The 19,327-nt window shown below is 65.7% G+C and carries 13 protein-coding genes and 1 riboswitch; of the genes, 6 read left to right on the forward strand and 7 right to left on the reverse strand.

All coding sequences use genetic code 11. The features are described 5' to 3' along the window. Positions 1-11: 11 nt before the first annotated feature. From XcuCFBP2542_RS03315 to XcuCFBP2542_RS03325, 3 genes are all read left to right on the forward strand, one after another. On the forward strand, positions 12-776 hold the full coding sequence (locus XcuCFBP2542_RS03315; protein ID WP_104602192.1) for a phosphatase PAP2 family protein: 765 nt from the start codon (positions 12-14) through the stop codon (positions 774-776). Further along, a complete protein-coding gene (locus XcuCFBP2542_RS03320; protein ID WP_104602193.1) occupies positions 773-2,437 on the forward strand; it encodes a phosphoethanolamine transferase in 1,665 nt (554 codons plus the stop codon). Before XcuCFBP2542_RS03315 ends, XcuCFBP2542_RS03320 begins: the two co-directional genes overlap by 4 nt. Positions 2,438-2,673: 236 nt before the next feature. Further along, the gene (locus XcuCFBP2542_RS03325; RefSeq protein WP_104602194.1) at positions 2,674-4,689 is read left to right on the forward strand and encodes a M2 family metallopeptidase; all 2,016 of its coding nucleotides are present in this window, start codon (positions 2,674-2,676) and stop codon (positions 4,687-4,689) included. 108 nt (positions 4,690-4,797) lie between these two features. Here XcuCFBP2542_RS03325 and XcuCFBP2542_RS03330 read toward each other — a convergent pair whose 3' ends face one another. From XcuCFBP2542_RS03330 to raxST, 5 genes are all read right to left on the reverse strand, one after another. Further along, a complete protein-coding gene (locus XcuCFBP2542_RS03330; RefSeq protein WP_104602195.1) occupies positions 4,798-5,202 on the reverse strand; it encodes a hypothetical protein in 405 nt (134 codons plus the stop codon). A gap of 16 nt (positions 5,203-5,218) precedes the next feature. Further along, positions 5,219-6,475, reverse strand: coding sequence for a multidrug effflux MFS transporter (locus XcuCFBP2542_RS03335; RefSeq protein WP_104602196.1), 1,257 nt, complete (start codon positions 6,473-6,475; stop codon positions 5,219-5,221). Between the two features lie 266 nt (positions 6,476-6,741). After that, positions 6,742-8,901 (reverse strand): peptidase domain-containing ABC transporter RaxB, encoded by a 2,160-nt coding sequence (raxB, locus tag XcuCFBP2542_RS03340; RefSeq protein WP_104602197.1) that lies wholly within the window; start codon positions 8,899-8,901, stop codon positions 6,742-6,744. Next, positions 8,898-10,136: an HlyD family secretion protein gene (locus tag XcuCFBP2542_RS03345; protein ID WP_104602198.1), complete on the reverse strand. Its 1,239-nt coding sequence runs from the start codon at positions 10,134-10,136 to the stop codon at positions 8,898-8,900. The genes raxB and XcuCFBP2542_RS03345 overlap by 4 nt, the downstream gene beginning before the upstream one ends. Positions 10,137-10,230: 94 nt before the next feature. Beyond that, positions 10,231-11,034, reverse strand: coding sequence for a RiPP modification sulfotransferase RaxST (gene raxST, locus XcuCFBP2542_RS03350; RefSeq protein WP_104602199.1), 804 nt, complete (start codon positions 11,032-11,034; stop codon positions 10,231-10,233). A 196-nt stretch (positions 11,035-11,230) separates the two neighbouring features. Between raxST and raxX the strand changes: the two genes are divergently transcribed. From raxX to XcuCFBP2542_RS03365, 3 genes are all read left to right on the forward strand, one after another. Beyond that, positions 11,231-11,659, forward strand: a complete 429-nt coding sequence (gene raxX, locus XcuCFBP2542_RS03355; RefSeq protein WP_104602200.1) for a RaxX family RiPP — start codon at positions 11,231-11,233, stop codon at positions 11,657-11,659. A 258-nt stretch (positions 11,660-11,917) separates the two neighbouring features. After that, positions 11,918-12,032: riboswitch (glycine riboswitch) on the forward strand. A 99-nt stretch (positions 12,033-12,131) separates the two neighbouring features. Then, complete coding sequence (gene gcvP / locus XcuCFBP2542_RS03360; protein WP_104602227.1) at positions 12,132-15,116, forward strand: aminomethyl-transferring glycine dehydrogenase; 2,985 nt, start codon at positions 12,132-12,134, stop codon at positions 15,114-15,116. A 326-nt stretch (positions 15,117-15,442) separates the two neighbouring features. Beyond that, complete coding sequence (locus XcuCFBP2542_RS03365) at positions 15,443-17,545, forward strand: catalase (protein WP_104602201.1); 2,103 nt, start codon at positions 15,443-15,445, stop codon at positions 17,543-17,545. A gap of 422 nt (positions 17,546-17,967) precedes the next feature. Here XcuCFBP2542_RS03365 and XcuCFBP2542_RS03375 read toward each other — a convergent pair whose 3' ends face one another. After that, positions 17,968-18,693, reverse strand: a complete 726-nt coding sequence (locus XcuCFBP2542_RS03375; RefSeq protein ID WP_104602202.1) for an AraC family transcriptional regulator — start codon at positions 18,691-18,693, stop codon at positions 17,968-17,970. 123 nt (positions 18,694-18,816) lie between these two features. After that, the gene (locus tag XcuCFBP2542_RS03380; protein ID WP_104602203.1) at positions 18,817-19,299 is read right to left on the reverse strand and encodes a hypothetical protein; all 483 of its coding nucleotides are present in this window, start codon (positions 19,297-19,299) and stop codon (positions 18,817-18,819) included. Between the last annotated feature and the right edge of the window lie 28 nt (positions 19,300-19,327).

The raw sequence follows: 19,327 nt of genomic DNA on the forward strand, positions 1-19,327 counted from the left end.
CACCTCCTGCCATGACCACGCTCCACGCCTACGTCCCCGTCCTCAGCCGCACCACCGGCATCGCGCCGACGCGTTTTCTTGCCGTGCATCTGTGGTTACCGCTGGCGGGCGTATTGCTGGCCAGCGCCGTGCTGATGGGCGCCGGCGGCGATCAATGGATCGCCGATCTGGTGTACCGGATGGAGGGTGGGCAGTGGATCCTCAAGGACCACTGGTTCACCAGCGGCGCGATTCACCGCCTCGGCAAATGGCTGAGCACCGCGGCCGGAGTCGGCGTGCTGCTACTGGCCGTGGCAGCGTGGTGCCGGCCGCGCCTGCGGGGCTTGCGCTGGCCGCTCGCCTACCTGGCCGCATCGGTGGCAGCGTCGACCTTGCTGGTGTCGCTGCTCAAGTCGTGGACCGCGATGGATTGCCCCTGGGATCTGAGCCGCTACGGCGGCACCCGCGCGCTGATTGGCCTGTTCGAACCGCGCCATGGCCTGGCCGCCTCGGGATGCTTTCCCGCCGGGCATGCCAGCGCCGGTTACGCCTGGGTCGCGTTGTATTTCTGCGCGCTCGCCGTGCGTCCGGCCTGGCGCGTGCCGGGCCTGCTGGTGGGGCTGGGCGCAGGCCTGGTGTTCGGCGTTGCACAGCAGCTGCGCGGCGCGCATTTTATGTCGCATGATCTTTGGTCGCTGGCGGTGTGCTGGCTGACCGCGCTTGCGCTGTACTGCCTGCTGCTATCGCGTCGGCGCCAGGCGTCTGCGGCACTGTTGTCATCGGGGGAATCGGCATGAGCACCTGGTCACCGGAATCGCACGGGCGCAGCGGCGTGCGCGCGCTGACATGGCGCGTTCGTCCGACCGTCTCGGCCGAAACACTGATCCTGCTGTCTAGCTTGTTCTTTGCAGTGGTCTGCAACCAGTTGTTCTGGCGCACGGCAATGGCCACCCACCCAGGCAGTGTGGGCTTTGCCCTGTCGTTGCTGGCACTGCTGGTCGCCGTGCATGCCTTGCTGCTGGGTCTGCTGGTGTGGCGCTGGAACGCCAAGCCGCTGCTGACGCTCTTGCTGTTCACGACGGCGCTGGCGGCGCACTACATGGACAGCTACAACGTCTATCTGGACGCAGACATGCTGCGCAACGTGCTGCATACCGACCACAAGGAATCGCGCGAACTGCTCACCCCCGGGCTGGTCTTGCCGCTGCTGTGCTACTTCCTGATTCCCACCGTGCTGCTGTGGCGCACCCGCCTGCGCGTGCGCAGCGTTGGCAAGTCATTGCTGTGGCGGGCCGGCTTCCTGCTGGCCGTGGCCGTGGTGGGCGCAGGCGGTGCCATGCTGTCGTTCCAGGATATCTCCGCGCTGATGCGCAATCACCGCGAGGTGCGCTACCTGGCCACGCCGATCAACTACATCGTCGCGCTGCGCCAGAACCTCAAATCCGATTCGCCGATCCAGCATGCCCCCAAGCAGCCGATCGAGCACGATGCCATGGCCACCCCGCGCGCGGCCGGCAGCCGGCCGCGCCTGTTGCTGGTCGTGCTGGGCGAAACCGCGCGTGCACAGAACTGGGGCCTCAACGGCTATGCGCGGCAGACCACGCCGGAACTGGCGCAGGCCGGGGTCATCAATTTCCCGGACATGCATTCCTGCGGCACCAGTACCGAAGTTTCGGTGCCCTGCATGTTCTCGCCGTTCGGCCGCCGCGATTACAACGAAGACAAGATCCGCAGCCACCAGTCGTTGCTGCATGTGCTTGAGCACGCCGGTATTTCGACCCTGTGGCGCGACAACCAATCCGGTTGCAAGGGCGTATGCGACGGCCTGGAACTGCAGAAACTCGACGACGCCACCACGCCGGGGCTGTGCGCCGATGGCCGCTGCATGGACGAAATCCTGTTGAGCGACCTGGCGGCGCAGGTGCGCGCCAAGCCGGGCGATCGGGTGGTGGTGGTGCATCAGCTCGGCAGCCATGGCCCCAGCTACTTCGAACGCTACCCGGCCGCATTCGAACGCTACAAGCCGGTCTGCAAGACCGCCGACCTGGGCAGTTGCAGCCGCCAGGACATCGTCAACGCCTACGACAATTCCATCAGCTATACCGATCATTTCCTGAGCCAGGCCATCCACACCCTGCGTGGCCTGCCCGACTACGACACCGCCATGATCTATCTCTCCGACCATGGCGAATCGCTGGGCGAAAAAGGGCTGTACCTGCATGGCGTGCCGTACGCCATCGCGCCGAAGGAACAGACCCATATCCCGATGGTGATGTGGTTCTCGCCGGAATTCGCCCGCAATCGTGGCCTGGACGAGACCTGCCTGCGCCACCGCGCCGGCCAGTACACCGACCAGGACGCGCTGTTCCCCTCGGTGCTGGGTCTGATGCAGGTCAAGACCAGCATCTACGCACGCGAGCGCGATGTGTTCGCGCAATGCATGACGAAGGCCGGCTGACCCAGCGTGCCAACAGGCTGCCGCCACCATGGTGCCGGGGCCGATCGGCCACACCCGGGTAGCGGCAGTCCCTGACCGGCGTTGCGCAGCCGAATAGGGCTGCCACTGCCGATGCCGGGATTGCGCACTGACCACACCCGGCTGAGTCGCCGCTACAGCGATGGAGGCGGCGCTGCCGCTTGCCCTGACGCCTGGCGCGCTCTAGCCTTCGCCGGACTTCACCGCAAGGACCCTCCGTGAATCCTCGTCTGCTGTTGCTGGCACTGGCTGTGGCCGCCGGCATCTTGTCGCTGTCGGCCTGCCGCCGGGATGCGGCGCCGCCAAGCGCACCGGCCGCGACCAAGGCCGCGCCTGCCGAAAGTGCCGATGCCTTCGTTGCGCGCATCAATGCCCAATACAAGGCCGCCTATCCGGAGACCACCGCCGCGCAGTGGCTGTCGTCGACCTACATCAACGGCGATTCGCAATTGCTGGCAGCCAAGGCCAACGAGCGCTCGCTGGCGCAACTGGATCGCTGGATCGAACAATCCAGGCAGTACGCCGGCACGCCGATGTCCGCCGACAGTGCGCGTGCCCTGCAATTGCTCACGCTGATGAGCGCCCTGCCTGCACCGCGCGATGCGGCCAAACTGGCCGAACTCACCCGCATCGCGGCCAAGATGGAAGGCGACTACGGCGCCGGCAGCTACTGCGTGGGCGAGGGCGAGCAGCGCCGCTGCCGCCAACTCGGCGAGCTGGAACAGGTATTGGCCAGCAGCCGCGACTACAACGAGCAACTCGATGCCTGGCAGGGCTGGCATGGCACCGCGCAGCCGATGCGCAAGGACTACCAGCGCTTTGTCGAGCTGGCCAACGAGGGCGCACGCGGACTGGGGTTTGCCGATGTCGGGGTACTGTGGCGCAGCGGCTACGACATGCCGCCGGCGCAACTGGCCAGCGAAACCGACCGGTTATGGCAACAGGTCAAACCGCTGTACACGCAGCTGCAGTGCTACGCGCGTGGCAAGTTGGACACCCAGTACGGCAAGGACAAGGGCGAGCTGCCCGGCGGGCTGTTGCCGGCGCACCTAATGGGCAATATGTGGCAGCAGGACTGGAGCAACCTGTGGGATCTGCTGCAGCCCTACCCCGGTGCCGGCGATCTGGACATCACCTCCGCCCTGGAAAAACAGTACCAGGGCAATCTGAGCGCGCTGCTGGCACGCAACACCGGTGGCGATGGTGGTACCGCCGCACGCTTCAACGCCGAGCGCCAGGCACAGCTGCGCACCGCCATGCAGATGACCGAGCGTGCGCAGGACTTCTACACCTCGCTGGGCATGCCCAAGCTGCCGGAGACCTATTGGCAGCGTTCGCAGTTCATCAAGCCGCTGGACCGCGACGTGGTCTGTCACGCCAGCGCCTGGGACATGAACATGGGCGGCGAACCAGGCCAGAACACCGGCGCGGAAGTGCGCACCAAGATGTGCATCAGGCCCACCGAAGAAGACTTCACCACCATCTACCACGAGCTCGGCCACCTTTATTACGACCTGGCCTACAACCCGTTGCCGCCACTGTTCCAGAACGGCGCCAACGATGGCTTCCACGAGGCGATCGGCGACACCATCGTGCTGGCGATGACGCCGAAGTATCTGCAGTCGATCGGCATGGTCGGCGAGCAACAGACCAGCCGCGAAGCGGTCATCAATGCGCAGATGCGCATGGCCTTGAGCAAGGTGGCATTCCTGCCGTTCGGCCTGATGATCGACCGCTGGCGCTGGGGGGTGTTCGATGGCTCGATCACGCCGGAGCACTACAACCAGGCCTGGTGGGACCTGAAGGCCAAGTACCAGGGCGTGGCGCCGGTGAGCGCGCGCGGCGAGGAGTTCTTCGACCCCGGTGCCAAATACCATGTGCCAGGCAATACACCGTACACGCGGTACTTCCTTGCGCACATCCTGCAGTTCCAGTTCTACAAGGGCCTGTGCCAGGCGGCCGGCCACCAGGGCCCGCTCTACGAGTGCAGCTTCTACGGCAACAAGGACGCCGGGCAGAAATTCTGGTCCATGTTGCAACGCGGCTCCAGCCAACCGTGGCAGACCACGCTGAAGGAACTCACCGGCAGTGACACCCTCGATGCCGGGCCGATGCTGGACTATTTCGCGCCCGTGAACGACTGGCTGAAGCAGCAGAATCAAGGCCAGCTGTGCGGCTGGCAGGCGCCCGCAACGGCCGCCACCGCGCCAGCCTCCCCGGCACCTGCCCCCTGAAGTCGCGTCGGTCGCGTGGTCGGAAACGCGGTCGCGCGCGCCGGGGTGCTGCGGGCAACACCCCAGCGCGCGCGGCGTTTCCCAGGGAACACGCCGCGCCGGCAGCGCTCAGTTGAGCTTGCTGCCCGCCTGCAAACGCTCGCTCAGCCGGGTCTTGAACTGCTCGAACTCCATGCCGTCGGCCTGGGCTTCGGCATGTGCGGCGTCCTTCAACGCGTCCGAATAGGTCAGCCGTACCGGTGTGCCCTGGCGCTCGTGCAGTTCGGCTGCGCGCATGATGAGCGCCAGCACCTGCGCGGCACTGGTGCTTTCACCGGCGATGCGGCCGTCCATGCCCAAAACCCATTCGCCGTCACGGCGGACGATGCCGGCCAACAGCGTGCGTTGCTGGTCGCGCAGTTCGGCGTGCGGCTCGATCGGCGAGACCGGCGCGGGATTGGCGGCGGCCTGGTTGCGCTGGCGCTCGGCGGCGCGTTTGCGGGCATCGCGGCGCAACTTGGAATCGGTGGACATGCAGGCTCCTGTCAGGTCAAAGGTGGGTGGCCGGTTCCGGCGGCGCCGCGGCGTCGGCCGTCTGGCGATCGCGCAAACGGCGGCCGCTGCGGCGCTCCCAACGCCAGAATAGCCAGCCAAGCAAGAAAAAACCGGTCATGCCGATCGCCAGATGCAGGGGACGCGCGCTCAGCAGCGGCGACAGCACCCCGGCCACCAGCGTATTGGTCATCAGCTGGGTGAAGGCCTGCAGCGAGGACGCCAGGCCGCGCTGGTGCGGGTACATGTCCAGTACCGCCAGCGCCAGGATCGGGAAGATCAACGCCATGCCCACCCCGGCCAGGAAGATTGGCAGCACCGCCCACGGCAGGGCGATCTGCACCACTGCCAGGGTGTAGCCCAGGTTGGCCAGCGCGGCCACCCCGCAGCAGATGAAGCCGATACGGATCTGCCGCACCGGCTGCATGCGCCCGGCCATCCGCCCGGACAGGAACGACCCCAGCGTCATGCCGCCGATGGTGGGGATGAACAGCCAGGCGAAGTCACCCTCGCCCAGTTGCAGGTGTTGCATGAGCAGCACCGGCGCCGAGGCGATGTACAGGAAGATGCCGGCAAAATTGAACGACCCGGCCGCAGCCAGCCGCTGGAACCGCGGATTGAAGCCGATCCGTCTGTAGTCCTGCAGCAGGCGTTTGAACTGCAACGGGGTGCGTGCCTCCACCGGGTGGGTTTCCGGCAGCCAGATCAGCGTGGCCACCAGCAGCACCAACCCGAACGCGACCAAGAACCAGAAGATCAGCGGCCAGCCGGCGCCACTGAGCAGAATCCAGCCGCCGATGATCGGCGCGATGGCCGGCGCAATGCCGAAGATCATCGACACCTGGCTCATCAGCCGTTGCGCGTCTGGCCCCTGGAACAGGTCGCGGATCACCGCCCGGCCCACGATCATGCCCACGCCTGCGGACAGGCCCTGCAACGCGCGGAATGCCAGCAGCGTGGGCAGGTCCTGAGACAACGCACAGCCGATCGAGCCGGCGATGAACAGCACCAACCCGCCCAGGATCACCCGCTTGCGGCCCCAGGCGTCAGACAGCGGCCCGTGCGCAAGGCTCATGCCCCCGTAGGCCAGCAGGTAGACGCTGATGGTCTGCTGGATCGCCACCTGGTCCACCGCCAGGCTGCGGCTGAGCCGCGAGAACGCCGGGAAGATGGTGTCGATGGAGAACGGGCCGAACATCGCCAACCCGGCCAGCAGCAGCGCCATGCGTCGGGTGGAGGAAACAACAGAGGTCATGCGCAACGGTATCCGAAAAGCTCGCCAGCACGCGCACACCGGCATTGGCGGTCAGGACACCGACTGCTCCGATGCAAACGAAGGCAAACAACCGGACATGTTACGCCAACGCCTGCAGCGCTGAGTCACCGCTCCCGCCCCGCGTCGCCCCGACCGGTCGAGTTCGTCAGGATGATGGCAGGGTCTGCTGCGCCCTCTCCTGCACAGCGTGGATTGGCCACGGTTGCACACCGCACCGGCCGCTCGACACGACGCGCCCGGCACCGTTACTGCCGATCGCGCGGCAGCAGCTCGTGCGAACGCCGCCATTGCGCGATGGTCTGGTCGGCCACCACACGCCCGCGCTCCAGGGTCACCACGCGCTCGGCCATGTCGAGCGTTTCGCGCCGATGCGCAACGATGATCCGCGTGATCTGCATCGCCTGGATGGCCGCATTGACGCGGTGTTCGTTCATCACATCCAGGTGGCTGGTCGCCTCGTCCATCACCAGGATGCGCGGCGATCGGTACAGGGCGCGCGCAAGCAGCACACGTTGGCGCTGACCACCAGACAACCCGGTACCGGCCTCGCTCAGCGGCGAAGCGTAGCCCAGCGGCATCTGCTCCACCTCCTCGTGCAAGGCGGCAATCCGCGCGCAGCGCTCCACCTGGGCCTGATCCGACTCCGGATCGAAGAAGCTGATGTTGTCGGCCACCGATCCGGTGAACAGCAGATCGTCCTGCATCACCGTGCCGACCATGGCGCGATACTGCGGCAGCGCCGCACTGGACAGCGGACGACCACCAATCCTGACCTGGCCGCTAGTGGGTTGCAGCAATCCCAGGATCACCCTGACCAGGGTCGTCTTGCCGCAGCCGGAGGTGCCGGTGATGGCGACGCACTCGCCGCTGTCGATGCGCAGGGTGAGGTCCTCGAGCACCGCCGGGATGTCGTCGGCATAGCGAAAGCCCACCCCGCACAATTCGATCGTGGTCTCGCTCCACGACGCGGCCTCTGCAACCTGGCCGGCATTCTCGCGTGGCTGGTGAACGATGTCGGCGACGCGTTCGAGATGAACCCGCAACAGGCGAAATTCCACGAGCCGGTCGATCAGCTCCGACAGACGCCGCGAAAATTGCTCACGGTAGGCAATGAAAGCCAGCAGCATGCCAAGCGAGAGCTCCGAACGCAGGATGGCCAGGGCCGCCAACCAGATCACCAGCACGCGCTCGACCCCGAATAGCAACAACTTGGCTGACGACTGCAGCACCTCGTACTGGCCCAGACGCAGCTGCGCATTGGTCTGTTCGGCCAGCAGATGGGTCCAGTCCATCTGCCGCACGTGCTGCCGACCAAACAGCCGGACGCTTTGGATCCCGCGCACGCTCTCCAGGAAATGGGTGTGCTGCCGGGCGTCCCAGACCAATTGTTCGACCGCCGCTTCGCGCATCCTGCCGAGCCAGAACAGACGCGCCAAGGCGTAGAGCACCACCGCTGACACGGAGATCGCGCTGAGCGCGGCGCTGTAGACCAGCATCAGGCTGAACGTGCCGACCACCAGAACGCCATCGACCAGCGTCTGCGTGAAGCCGGTGGTCAAGGTGCGCTGGACCTGCACGATGGAGGCGAAGCGCGACTGGATCCCGCCCAGGTGGCGCTTCTCGAAATACGGCAGCGGAAGCGCAAGCAGGTGCGCAAACACCTGCCCCAACCATTGGAAGCCCAGTTGCGCCGAAACGGTGGCGATCAACCATCCGCGCAGCAGGCTGATGCCGCCTTGCACGACCACCAGCAACAGGAAGCCGGCGCCAAGTACGTGGATCAGGCCGGTATCGGCAGCCGGCACGGCCTGATCCACCAGCCACTGCAGCTGGAACGGCATGCCCAGACTGAGCACTTCCAGCGCGAACGCCAGCGCCAGTATCTGCCACACCGCCCGCCCCAGCCCGTGCACGCGACCGATCAACGAGGACAACGCCACCGGCGCCGCAGCGCGGCGTGGGCGGAAGTCGGTGGTCGGGCTCAGCTCCAGCGCAATCCCGGAAAAATGCCGGGCAAATTCGCTCCATGACAGCGTTCGCGGCCCGTTGGCCGGATCATGGATCTGCAGGCGCCGCGTCCCGACGCGCTTGAGTACCACGAAATGGTTCAGATCCCAATGCACGATGCACGGCAGTTGCAGATCCGGCAGTGCATCCATCTCCAGGCGCAGTGCGCGCGCCTGCAGGCCCAGCGCCTGTGCGATCGACACTAAACTGGCCAGGTTCGTCCCCTGCCGCGACAGCAGGAAACGGCGGCGCAGCTCTGCCAGACCGACATGACAACCGTGGTAGTGCGCCACCATGGCCATCGCCGCCAGGCCACATTCGCCCGCCTGCCCCTGCAGGATCATCGGCAGTGCACGCGTGCCGGACAATCGACGCAACTGCGCCACCCACCGGCTCACCGCAGCGTACCGCGCAGACTGGAGAGCGGCTCGAAGGCCCACTGCGAAAAGCGCCGCCACTCCAGTTCGAGCGTGCCCCGCACCCCCATTCCCGGGCGCAGGATCGCCGCCAATCGGGTATTGGCCGATGCATCCCCGACCAGGCGTACCCGCACGCGATACATCGGATCGATTCCCGATGGCGCACCGCCGCTCGGGGACTCGGGCACCGCCGCCACCTCGACGACCCGCCCGGCAAATTGTCCGTAGTGCTGATAGGGCAAGGCATCGAAGCGTAACTGCACGGGCATGCCGGCCCCAATCAGTCCAGCGGCACGGGACGGCGCGAACAATGCAACCTCCACCGTTGGTAGCGGCGGCAACAGATCGGCCAGGCGCTGCCCCTGGCCGACCGCCTGCCCGGGCTGTACCGGCCGCAACGCAACGCGTCCGGCGCGCGGCGCGCGCACTTCCCAGCGCGATGCCGCGGATTGCTCGATGACCGCACGCCGATCCTCCTGAAGATCGGCGCCTGCAACCGCCAGCTGCGCGCGCACCTCCACAGTCGTCTGTCGCACGCTGCTCTCGGCCTGTACGACCGCATCGGCCAACGCCATGCGTTCGCGTTCCAGTTCCAGGCCGTGCGCGCGTTGATCGAGCACATCGGCCAACCGCTCATCGGCGAACTGCTCGCTCACCAGGCCACGCGCCAGAGCGATGCGGTAGCGCTGCTCGATGCGCTCGGCCAACTGCAGCCGGTGTCGCAACACCTGCAGTTCGTGACCCACCTGCTGCTGCCGGGCGCGCAGCCCGGCCAGCGACTGGGCGGCCGCCTGCTGCCGCAACCCGCCCTGCGCACGCAGTTGCTCCAGCGCCTCGGTCGCCAGACGTTGCCGCTCTGCCAGCGCCTGAGCAGCCTGCAATCCCGGCCGCCCGGGATCATCGCGATGCTCGGCCGACAGCTCGAACAACATCTGGCCAGCCGAGACGGTTTGCCCCTGCACGGCCCCCACCCGCACGACCACCCCCGGCTGCGGCGTGGTCATCGCGATCACCCCACCCGCAGGAGTCACAGTGCCAGACAAGGTCTGGCTGCGCGCGAAGCCCAGGCGGAAGAACCCCACCACCAGCAGCAACACCGTCACCACCACCACCAGCACGCACCACCGCACTACGCGGCGCTGCCGCAACACCACCGGTCCCAACCGATTACGTTGCAGGTAATCCACGGCCTCGCGCCGGAACAGCGTCGTCATCCGACGGTTGTCGCCAGCGGCCGCCGATACCGAATGCAGACACTGCGGCAGGGCACCTCGCGCGCCGACGCCCGCTCCCAAGGGACTTGCACGCTCATACCAGCACCGCGCCGTGTGTGGGCCCGTTCTCCCAGAAGGCCAGCTGCTGCAGCCGATCGAACAGCATCGGTGGCAGCACGCTGCGGCGCGGCACATAGTCCACGCCACGCCGGACGCGGTGCAGGCCAGGCGCCTGCAGCGCGGCATCGAACCGGTCTGCATTGGCCTCCACGCTGTCATAGTCGTGAGCGAACGCGGGCAACTGCAAGAACGCGTAGACCTGCTCCATCGCCTGCGCCGGGCGCTGTGCCAGGGTTTCGTAGCGCAACAGCAGCAGGCGGCTCGCATGCTCGCCGTAAAACGCCTGCCGCAAGCCATCCAGCGCATAACCGACCACGCCTCGCGGAGAGGTCAGCAGGTCCGCGCGCATCGTTATCGAATCTTCCGGATCGTACCCGAACACCGAAGACAACCGCAGCGGCTGTGCCTGCGCCAGCCGTTCGAAACTATCCACAATCCAGCCGACATCGCGTACGCAACAGACGACACGGCCTTCTGGAAACAGGGTCGCCAGGCCGGATAAACGGCTACACCAGGCACGATTGGTATCCAGGACCGTCTGCACGCCCGGGCGATCCTGGTGATAGGCATGGAAGACCCCACGTAACAAGCGTATGCGCTGCGCGTCGTCGATCTGCACACTGGAAGGATATTCTTCGCTCATGCCCATGAGCATCGCCGCATACAACCGCGCCACCGGAGAGGTGACATCGGCATGCACCTGCGGATTTTGCCGTAGCAACGCCGCCAGGAGCGACGAACCTGCCCGTGGCAAACCGGATATGAAGTGATAGTCCAAACGCGCAGTGCTTCCCGTCTGATGGATCTGCACTCGTCGCAACACGCTGCCGCGACGATGCAGTGCGCGTCAGGGTTGCACGGTGCTGTGTGACCTGATCTGTCGGGCAGCGCAAAGACACCGCGCTTTGCGAATGTGTTCGATCGCCGGTCTGAACATAGGTGTCGTCTGAATATGATCGCAATCACATTTCCCTATGTTCGACACCTCTTCCGGCTGTAGCAGTTCGCTGGCAGAGACATGCTGTCGTATCCCGCTCCCGGTACAGGCCGGCGCAGCGCGCATTGTGCAATCCTGGATTCTGAAATCGTCGCGGCAAACGCTCCGCGCCCAGCAGTTGATCCACCTGCTGTTCTTTGGGCGGCAAGCCAAGGCGGTCATCCGGTTTCTCCCTTCGAACCGGATGACGTCAGTCAGCGGAGGGCTTACTCACGAGGACTTCATGATGAAACGATTGAACACGTCCCAAGCCGAGACATCGGACGCGCTGAACCGCCGCTCCGCCGACCAGGACCGGATGCAGTTGCTGGACGAGCGTTTTTGGAAGCATGTTGGCGGCGGGGATGCCCCTCACGGCGGGGACTACCCTCCGATGGAATACAATAAGCCGCCACGCAATCCATAGGGTTGACCCCATCTGGTAGGGCAACCAAGGTGCGGCCCGCCTGGACCTGGCGGCGCCATCCAGGGCCACGGATCGGGGGGAACCCACTCCCGGGCCGGCGGCTCGCGCGGTCTTGCCCAGCCAGCCTGGACAAGACGATAAACGTTTCGACCAAACCCACCGCCCTGGCTATACTACCGGCGCAACACGGTGGGAGAAGCGGCACTGCCGCTGCCGAAGGCGCAACAGCCCGTAATCGCTCAGGCTCGATACCATCTTCAACACAACTCTGGAGAGACCGGCCGATGCCGGCGCCGAAGGGGCACGGAATGCAGGCAGGCCCAGCGCCAGGCCGCGTTCTTAAACTCTCAGGCAAAAGGACAGAGGGGCGCGAGGAAGACCGCCGCTGCGGCAGGTGATGGCGCGCCCACGCGTGTCATGCCGGTCGCGGTGCTTCCGACCTTTCGCATGCCCTCTGCCCCGGATGCCCGCCATGTCCCACACTCCGTCTTCCCTGCGCGACCTCGAACACCACGGCGCGTTCGTCGAACGCCATATCGGCCCCAACGACGCAGAAATCGCGCAGATGCTGGAGGTGGTCGGCCACGCCAGCCTGGATGCGCTGACCGATGCCATCGTACCGGGCAATATCAAATCGCCGGCCGCGCTCGCGTTGCCCGAGGCGATCACCGAGGAAGAAGCGCTGGCCAAGATCCGCACGATCGCCAGCAAGAATCAGGTACAGCGCACCTTTATCGGGCAGGGCTACTACGGCACCCATACCCCGAAGGTGATCCTGCGCAACATCCTGGAAAACCCGGCCTGGTACACCGCCTACACGCCGTACCAGGCGGAGATTTCGCAGGGCCGGATGGAAGCGCTGATCAACTTCCAGACCCTGTGCGCGGACCTGACCGGCATGCAGATCGCCAATGCCTCGCTGCTGGACGAAGCCACCGCCGCAGCCGAAGCGATGACGCTGGCCAAGCGCTCGGCCAAGTCGAATTCAGACATCTTTTTCGTGCACGACGCCGTGCATCCGCAGACGCTGGAACTGCTGCGCACGCGCGCCGAGCCACTGGGCATCGTGCTGCGCGTCGGCACCCCGGAAGAAGCGCTGCAGGCCGAATGCTTCGGCGTGCTGCTGCAGTATCCGGACAGCTTTGGTCACATCGGCGACCACGCCGCGCTGGCCGATGCGGTGCACGCGCAAGGTGGCCTGGTCGCGGTAGCCACCGACCTTCTGGCGCTCACCCTGATCGCCGCACCCGGCGAATGGGGCGCGGACATCGTGGTCGGCAATTCGCAGCGCTTTGGCGTGCCGTTCGGTTTCGGCGGCCCGCATGCGGCCTTCATGGCCTGCCGCGATGCCTACAAGCGCTCGATGCCCGGCCGCCTGATCGGCGTGTCGATCGACGCTGCCGGCAACCCCGCGTACCGCTTGACCCTGCAGACACGCGAGCAACATATCCGCCGCGAAAAGGCCACCTCCAACATCTGCACCGCGCAGGTGCTGCTGGCGGTGATGGCCTCGATGTACGCGGTCTACCACGGCCCCGAGGGCCTGACCCGCATCGCGCGCCGCACCCACCGCCTGGCGGCGATCCTGGCCGCTGCCCTGCGCAGCGCCGGTGTCAGCGTGGGCGAGCGCTTCTTCGACACGCTGCACGTCAAGGCCATCGATGCCGATGCCATTCACGCCCGTGCGCGTGCGGCCGGCATCAACCTGCGCGCCATCGACAGCGAAGCGGTCGGCATCAGCCTGGACGAAACCACCACGCGTGCCGACGTGGTCGCGCTGGCCGCGCTGTTCGGCGTACAGGTGGACGATGCACAAGGATGTGCGAGTGTCGCGGAAGGCAGGATGCCGGGAGCGACGGTGGACGCACTCGATGCAGCCACCGCCGATGCACTGCCGCCAGGCCTGCTGCGCAGCAGCGCGTTCCTGACCCACCCGGTGTTCAACACCCACCACAGCGAACACGAACTGCTGCGCTACATGCGCTCGCTGGCCGACAAGGACCTGGCAATGGATCGCACCATGATCCCGCTGGGCAGCTGCACCATGAAGCTCAATGCCACCGCCGAAATGATTCCGGTGACCTGGCCGGAATTCGGCGCGATCCACCCGCTGGCCCCGGCCGAGCAGTCGGCCGGTTACGCGCAGCTGATCGACGAACTGGAAGCGATGCTGGTCGAGTGCACCGGCTACGACGCGGTGAGCCTGCAGCCCAATTCCGGCGCGCAGGGCGAATACGCCGGCCTGCTGGCGATCCGCGCCTATCACCGCGCGCGCGGTGACGCGCATCGCGACATCTGCCTGATCCCCGAATCCGCGCACGGCACCAACCCGGCCTCCGCGCAGATGTGTGGCATGACGGTGGTAGTCACCAAGTGCGATGCCAACGGCAACGTGGACGTGGATGACATCCGCGCCAAGGCCCAGAAGTATTCCGATCGCCTGGCCGCGCTGATGATTACCTACCCGTCCACCCACGGCGTGTTCGAAGAAGACGTGGTGGCGATCTGCGAAGCGGTGCATGCGCACGGCGGCCAGGTCTATACCGACGGCGCCAACATGAACGCCCTGGTCGGCATGGCCAAGCCCGGCAAGTGGGGCTCGGACGTGTCGCATCTGAACCTGCACAAGACCTTCTGCATCCCGCATGGCGGCGGCGGCCCGGGCGTGGGCCCGTGTGCGGTAAAGTCGCACCTGGCGCCGTACTTGCCTCGTGCCGGCATCCATGCCGGCGAAGGTCAAACTGCCGCCATCCATGGCGGCGGATTCAACTCCGAAAGCGGGGCAAGAGACTTCCAGCGCATCGGCGGCATGGTCAGCGCCGCCAGCTACGGCTCCGCCTCCATCCTGCCGATCAGCTGGATGTACGTGACCATGATGGGCAGTAGCGGTTTGCGCAAGGCCACCCAGGTGGCATTGCTCAATGCCAACTACATCGCCAAGCGCCTGGCGCCGCACTACAAGACGCTGTATACCGGCCGCAACGGCCTGGTCGCGCACGAATGCATCCTGGACATCCGCCCGCTGGAGAAGACCAGCGGCATCGGTGCCGAGGATATCGCCAAGCGGCTGATCGACTTCGGCTTCCACGCACCGACCTTGAGCTTCCCGGTCGCCGGCACGCTGATGGTGGAACCGACCGAAAGCGAATCGCAGCACGAGCTGGATCGTTTCATCGACGCGATGATCCAGATCCGCGAAGAGATCCGCGCCATCGAGGATGGCCGCCTGGACCGCGAGGACAACCCGCTCAAGCACGCACCGCACACTGCAACCCAGGTGTCGGCGAGCGAGTGGACGCATGCCTACCCGCGCGAACTGGCCGCTTTCCCGCTGCCCAGCCTCAAACAGCAGAAATACTGGCCGCCGGTGGGCCGCGTGGACAATGTCTACGGCGACAAGAACGTGATGTGCGCCTGCATCCCGGTCGATGCGTATAAGGAAGACGCCGACGCCTGAGCGGCGTGCCCGTCGCGTTCGTCCAAGACCCGGCCGGTAACGGCCGGGTTTTTTTTATGGGCTATCGCAGTGGCAAGCAGACGCGGCACGCTTGGCTGCCTGCACACGCATGCCGGGACATGACACACCACACGTCGCTGCCGTGCCTGTTCACGCTCGTGCCCGGTTTTGACTGTTGAACGTGTCACTCAGATCGGCACACGGCTGGCGGCCGCGTTTCCCACGCGCGTGAACATTCGTTCGCATGTAGACACATGTCATTAACGGCCACGCTCCCAGGCTCGATGCAATAGCTCGCCTCTCAAGCCCGCCAACCTGGAGTTCCCATGGCCAAGTCCCCCAAGCCCGCACAGTCGTCCGCTACTGGCAGTTCTTCAAATGCGCACGATGTGCGCGGCATCGGCGATGAATTGCATCAGAAGGCCGGCGGTACGCATCCGCAGTTGACCACCAACCAGGGCATTCCGGTTGGCGACAACCAGAACTCGTTGCGCGCCACCCCACGCGGGCCGACGCTGCTGGAAGACTTCATCCTGCGCGAGAAGATCACCCACTTCGATCACGAGCGCATTCCCGAGCGCATCGTGCATGCGCGCGGTAGCGCTGCGCACGGCTACTTCGAGCTGACCAAGTCGTTGAGCCAGTACACCACTGCGAAGATCTTTACCGAAGTCGGCGAGAAGACACCGCTGTTCACGCGTTTTTCCACCGTCGCAGGGGGCGCCGGCTCGGTGGATACGCCGCGCGATGTACGCGGATTTGCGGTGAAGTTCTACACCAAGGAAGGCAACTGGGATCTGGTGGGCAACAACATCCCCGTGTTCTTCATCCAGGACGCGATGAAGTTCCCCGACCTGATCCACGCGGTGAAGATGGAACCGGACCGCGGCTTCCCGCAGGCCGCCAGCGCGCACGACACGTTCTGGGATTTCATCTCGCTCACGCCAGAATCGATGCATATGGTGATGTGGGCCATGAGCGACCGCACCATCCCGCGCTCCTTGCGCATGATCGAAGGCTTCGGCATCCACAGCTTCCGCTTCCTCAATGACAAGGGCCAGAGCACCTTCGTCAAGTTCCACTGGCGCCCCAAGCTCGGCCTGCAATCGACCATCTGGGACGAGGCGGTGAAGATCGCCGGTGCCGACCCGGACTTCCAGCGCCGCGACTTGTTCGAAGCCATCCAGAACGGCGACTTCCCGGAATGGGAACTGGGCGTGCAGCTCTTTACCGAGGCGCAGGCCGAGGCCTTCCCCTTCGACCATCTGGATTCGACCAAGGTCATTCCGGAAGAACTGGTGCCGTTGCAGATCGTCGGACGCATGGTGCTGGACCGTTGGCCGGACAATTTTTTTGCCGAGACCGAGCAGGTGGCGTACTGCCCGGCCAACATTGTGCCGGGTATCGACTTCAGCAACGATCCGCTGCTGCAAGGCAGGCTGTTCTCCTATCTGGACACCCAGCTGAGCCGGCTGGGCGGGCCAAATTTCCACCAGATTCCGATCAACGCACCCAAGTGCCCCTTCGCCAACAATCAGCGCGATGGACACATGCAGATGGGCGTGCCCAAGGGCCGCGTGGCCTATGAACCGAGTTCGTTACAGACCGATGCGCCACGCGAGGCGCTGCGTGGATTCCCCAGCCATGCCACGCCGGCCGAGGATGGTGCGAAGGGTCGCGTGCGTGCAGAGAGCTTTGCCGATCACTACAGCCAGGCACGGCTGTTCTTCCGTAGTCAAAGTGCGCCGGAACAGGCGCATATCGCTTCGGCGCTGGTATTCGAACTATCCAAGGTGGAGACCGCACACGTCCGCGAGGCCATCGTCGGCCACTTGCGCCATATCGACGAAAGCCTGGCCAAGCGTGTCGCCGACGGCATGGGCATGACGAGCTTGCCGCCGGCCCCGCCTGCCGCTGTCGCACCCACCGACATGCCGTTGTCGCGGGCCCTGCAACTGATCGGCAAGATGAAGGACACCTTGCAGGGCCGCACGGTGGGCATCCTGATCCACGACGGCTCCGATGCTGCGGCGATCAAGGCCGTGCGCAAGGCGGCCGAAGCCGCAGGCGCCACGGTCAAGATCGTGGCGCCCAAGCTTGGCGGCGCCAGGCTCAGCGATGGCAAACAGCTCGCAGCCGACGGGCAGCTGGCCGGTACGCCATCGGTCGTGTTCGATGCGGTGGCGGTGCTGTTGTCTTCGGAGGCGGCCAAGCTGCTCACGCGCGAATCGGCCGCGCTGGATTTCGTCAGCAACGCCTGGGCGCACCTGAAGGCGATTGCCTTCGACGATGGTGCGCAACTGCTGCTCAAGGCCGGTAACGTCGGCAAGGACGCAGGCATCGTCCCGGCCGCCGACACCAAGGCCTTCATCGCTGCGGCCAAGACGCGCCAGTGGGCGCGCGAGACCAAGGTGCGCATGTTGGCGTGACCGCACCTGCTTCGGCTGTACAGGCTCGGGTGTGAACGACTCTACGTCGTTCGCGCCCAAATCGTTGGTATCTGATCGCGCCTCAGAGTCGCGATGGTTTGAAGTCTCGATTGCTCTGGGCGCGTTGCCCCGGGACCCTAGACACCGCGGAAGAGTCAATTGCAAAGCGGCTGGCCGGCAGGTTGGCTGCATGGCCCTTGCCCGCCCACCGTCGCGGGACACGCCGTGAATCCATCCATGGAGACTCCTATGCGGCATCCCTGCCGCATAAGGTCCCGCAACGGTGGGCAGGCAAGGGCCAGTCGAAATGGTCGGTGTGCATGGTCAACGCAAGCGCATGGCGCGTGCCGTTTGCTCGGCAAGCGATAAGGGCGCCGCGTGCCGACTGACTCACCTGCTGCACCTTCGCCCTGTCGGACGCGCTACGAAGGTTCGGCAGGAAACTGCGCAGCATTTGCCAACGCGCGATACTCGCGCGGCGTCATGCCCACTGCCAGCTTGAATTGCCGCGCAAACGCGCTCTGATCGCTGAAACCGCAGGCGTGGCCGATTTCGGTCAGGCTCTTGTGGCCGTGCAGCAGATGCATGGCCATCTGCAGGCGCAGCTTGGCCAGTACCTGCTGTGGCGTGAGTTGGAAGACCTTGCGGAACGAGCGCTGCAGCTTGGACATCGAGAACCCGGTGATATCCACCAGTGCCTGCATGCGCACGTTCTGCGCATAGTTGGCGTTGAGATAGGCCAGCGCCAGGCGCAGCTTTTCATACTGCGATTCGTGGCCATCCTGCGGGCCCAGATCGCGCGAGATGCCGATGATGCCCTGCACCTTGCCCTCCACCAGCAGCGGACGCTTGCAGGTCAGGCACCAGCCTGGCTCGCGATTGGCGAACAGATGCAGTTCCAGCAGGTTGTCGATCACCTCGCCGGCCAGCACCTGCTCGTCCTGATTGGCATAGTTGGCGCCAAGCCCGCTGGGGTAGACCTCGGCCACGCGCTTGCCGATCAAGTCCTTGCGTGATTTCAGACCCAGCCGCCGCAGCATGGTCTGGTTGACGTGGGTGTAGCGGCCCTCGCGATCCTTGACGAAAAACAATACGTCCGGCACTGCATCGAACAACGCTTCCAGATCGGCAGGATCGATGCTCTTCATGCAGGACGTGGGACTCGTGACCAGGAAAGACGCGGCGACAAGGCGGCGGCGCAAGCATGCTTGCGAACACCCTCCACGCGCGGCCTCATGATACGCCGCGCAGGCCGCGCGGCCTGCCCACGCTCAGCGCGGCTGTTCGGCCACGGTGGCCGTGGCTGCAGCGGGGCCGGCCTTGGCGTTGTCGAGCGAGGCGCTGGTCGCGCCCATGCGATCGGCCGGCGTGCGCCGCCCCGCCCAGCCCTGCACCACGGCCGCTCCGGCACGCGAGCCGACCTGCACGCGCAGGCGCGCGCCCTCGGCGGGGGCGACGAATTCAACATCGCAATCACCCACTGCCATGCAGCTATCGGCCGCCAGCGGATCTACTGGCTGCCAGCCGCGCTCGGCGACCGCTTGCGAAAAGGCGCGGTAGCTCATCCCCGGCTTGAGCGTGGCCGGCAATGGCACCAGCAACTCGCCGCTGCCGGTCGCGGCCGCCACGGCAGCGGTCTCGGCCGCTGCACGCACAGGCGCCGCACCACTGCCCGCATGCGGCGGCGCGGCGCTCCAGGCAGGACTGACGATCAGGGCAGAGCCGAGAATGGCGAGACGGACGAAGCTACGCATGCGAAAGATCCTTGCGATCCTGGCAGGG

Origin of the sequence: Xanthomonas cucurbitae, from assembly GCF_002939885.1 — a bacterium.
GTDB lineage: Bacteria > Pseudomonadota > Gammaproteobacteria > Xanthomonadales > Xanthomonadaceae > Xanthomonas > Xanthomonas cucurbitae.

Coding starts and splice junctions, on each gene's coding strand:
- XcuCFBP2542_RS03330 (WP_104602195.1), bottom strand. CDS start 5,202: ATGTCCACCGATTCCAAGTTGCGCCGCGATGCCCGCAAACGCGCCGCC.
- XcuCFBP2542_RS03320 (WP_104602193.1), top strand. CDS start 773: ATGAGCACCTGGTCACCGGAATCGCACGGGCGCAGCGGCGTGCGCGCG.
- XcuCFBP2542_RS03335 (WP_104602196.1), bottom strand. CDS start 6,475: ATGACCTCTGTTGTTTCCTCCACCCGACGCATGGCGCTGCTGCTGGCC.
- XcuCFBP2542_RS03380 (WP_104602203.1), bottom strand. CDS start 19,299: ATGCGTAGCTTCGTCCGTCTCGCCATTCTCGGCTCTGCCCTGATCGTC.
- XcuCFBP2542_RS03365 (WP_104602201.1), top strand. CDS start 15,443: ATGGCCAAGTCCCCCAAGCCCGCACAGTCGTCCGCTACTGGCAGTTCT.
- XcuCFBP2542_RS03375 (WP_104602202.1), bottom strand. CDS start 18,693: ATGAAGAGCATCGATCCTGCCGATCTGGAAGCGTTGTTCGATGCAGTG.
- XcuCFBP2542_RS03315 (WP_104602192.1), top strand. CDS start 12: ATGACCACGCTCCACGCCTACGTCCCCGTCCTCAGCCGCACCACCGGC.
- XcuCFBP2542_RS03345 (WP_104602198.1), bottom strand. CDS start 10,136: ATGACGACGCTGTTCCGGCGCGAGGCCGTGGATTACCTGCAACGTAAT.
- gcvP (WP_104602227.1), top strand. CDS start 12,132: ATGTCCCACACTCCGTCTTCCCTGCGCGACCTCGAACACCACGGCGCG.
- raxX (WP_104602200.1), top strand. CDS start 11,231: ATGTTCGACACCTCTTCCGGCTGTAGCAGTTCGCTGGCAGAGACATGC.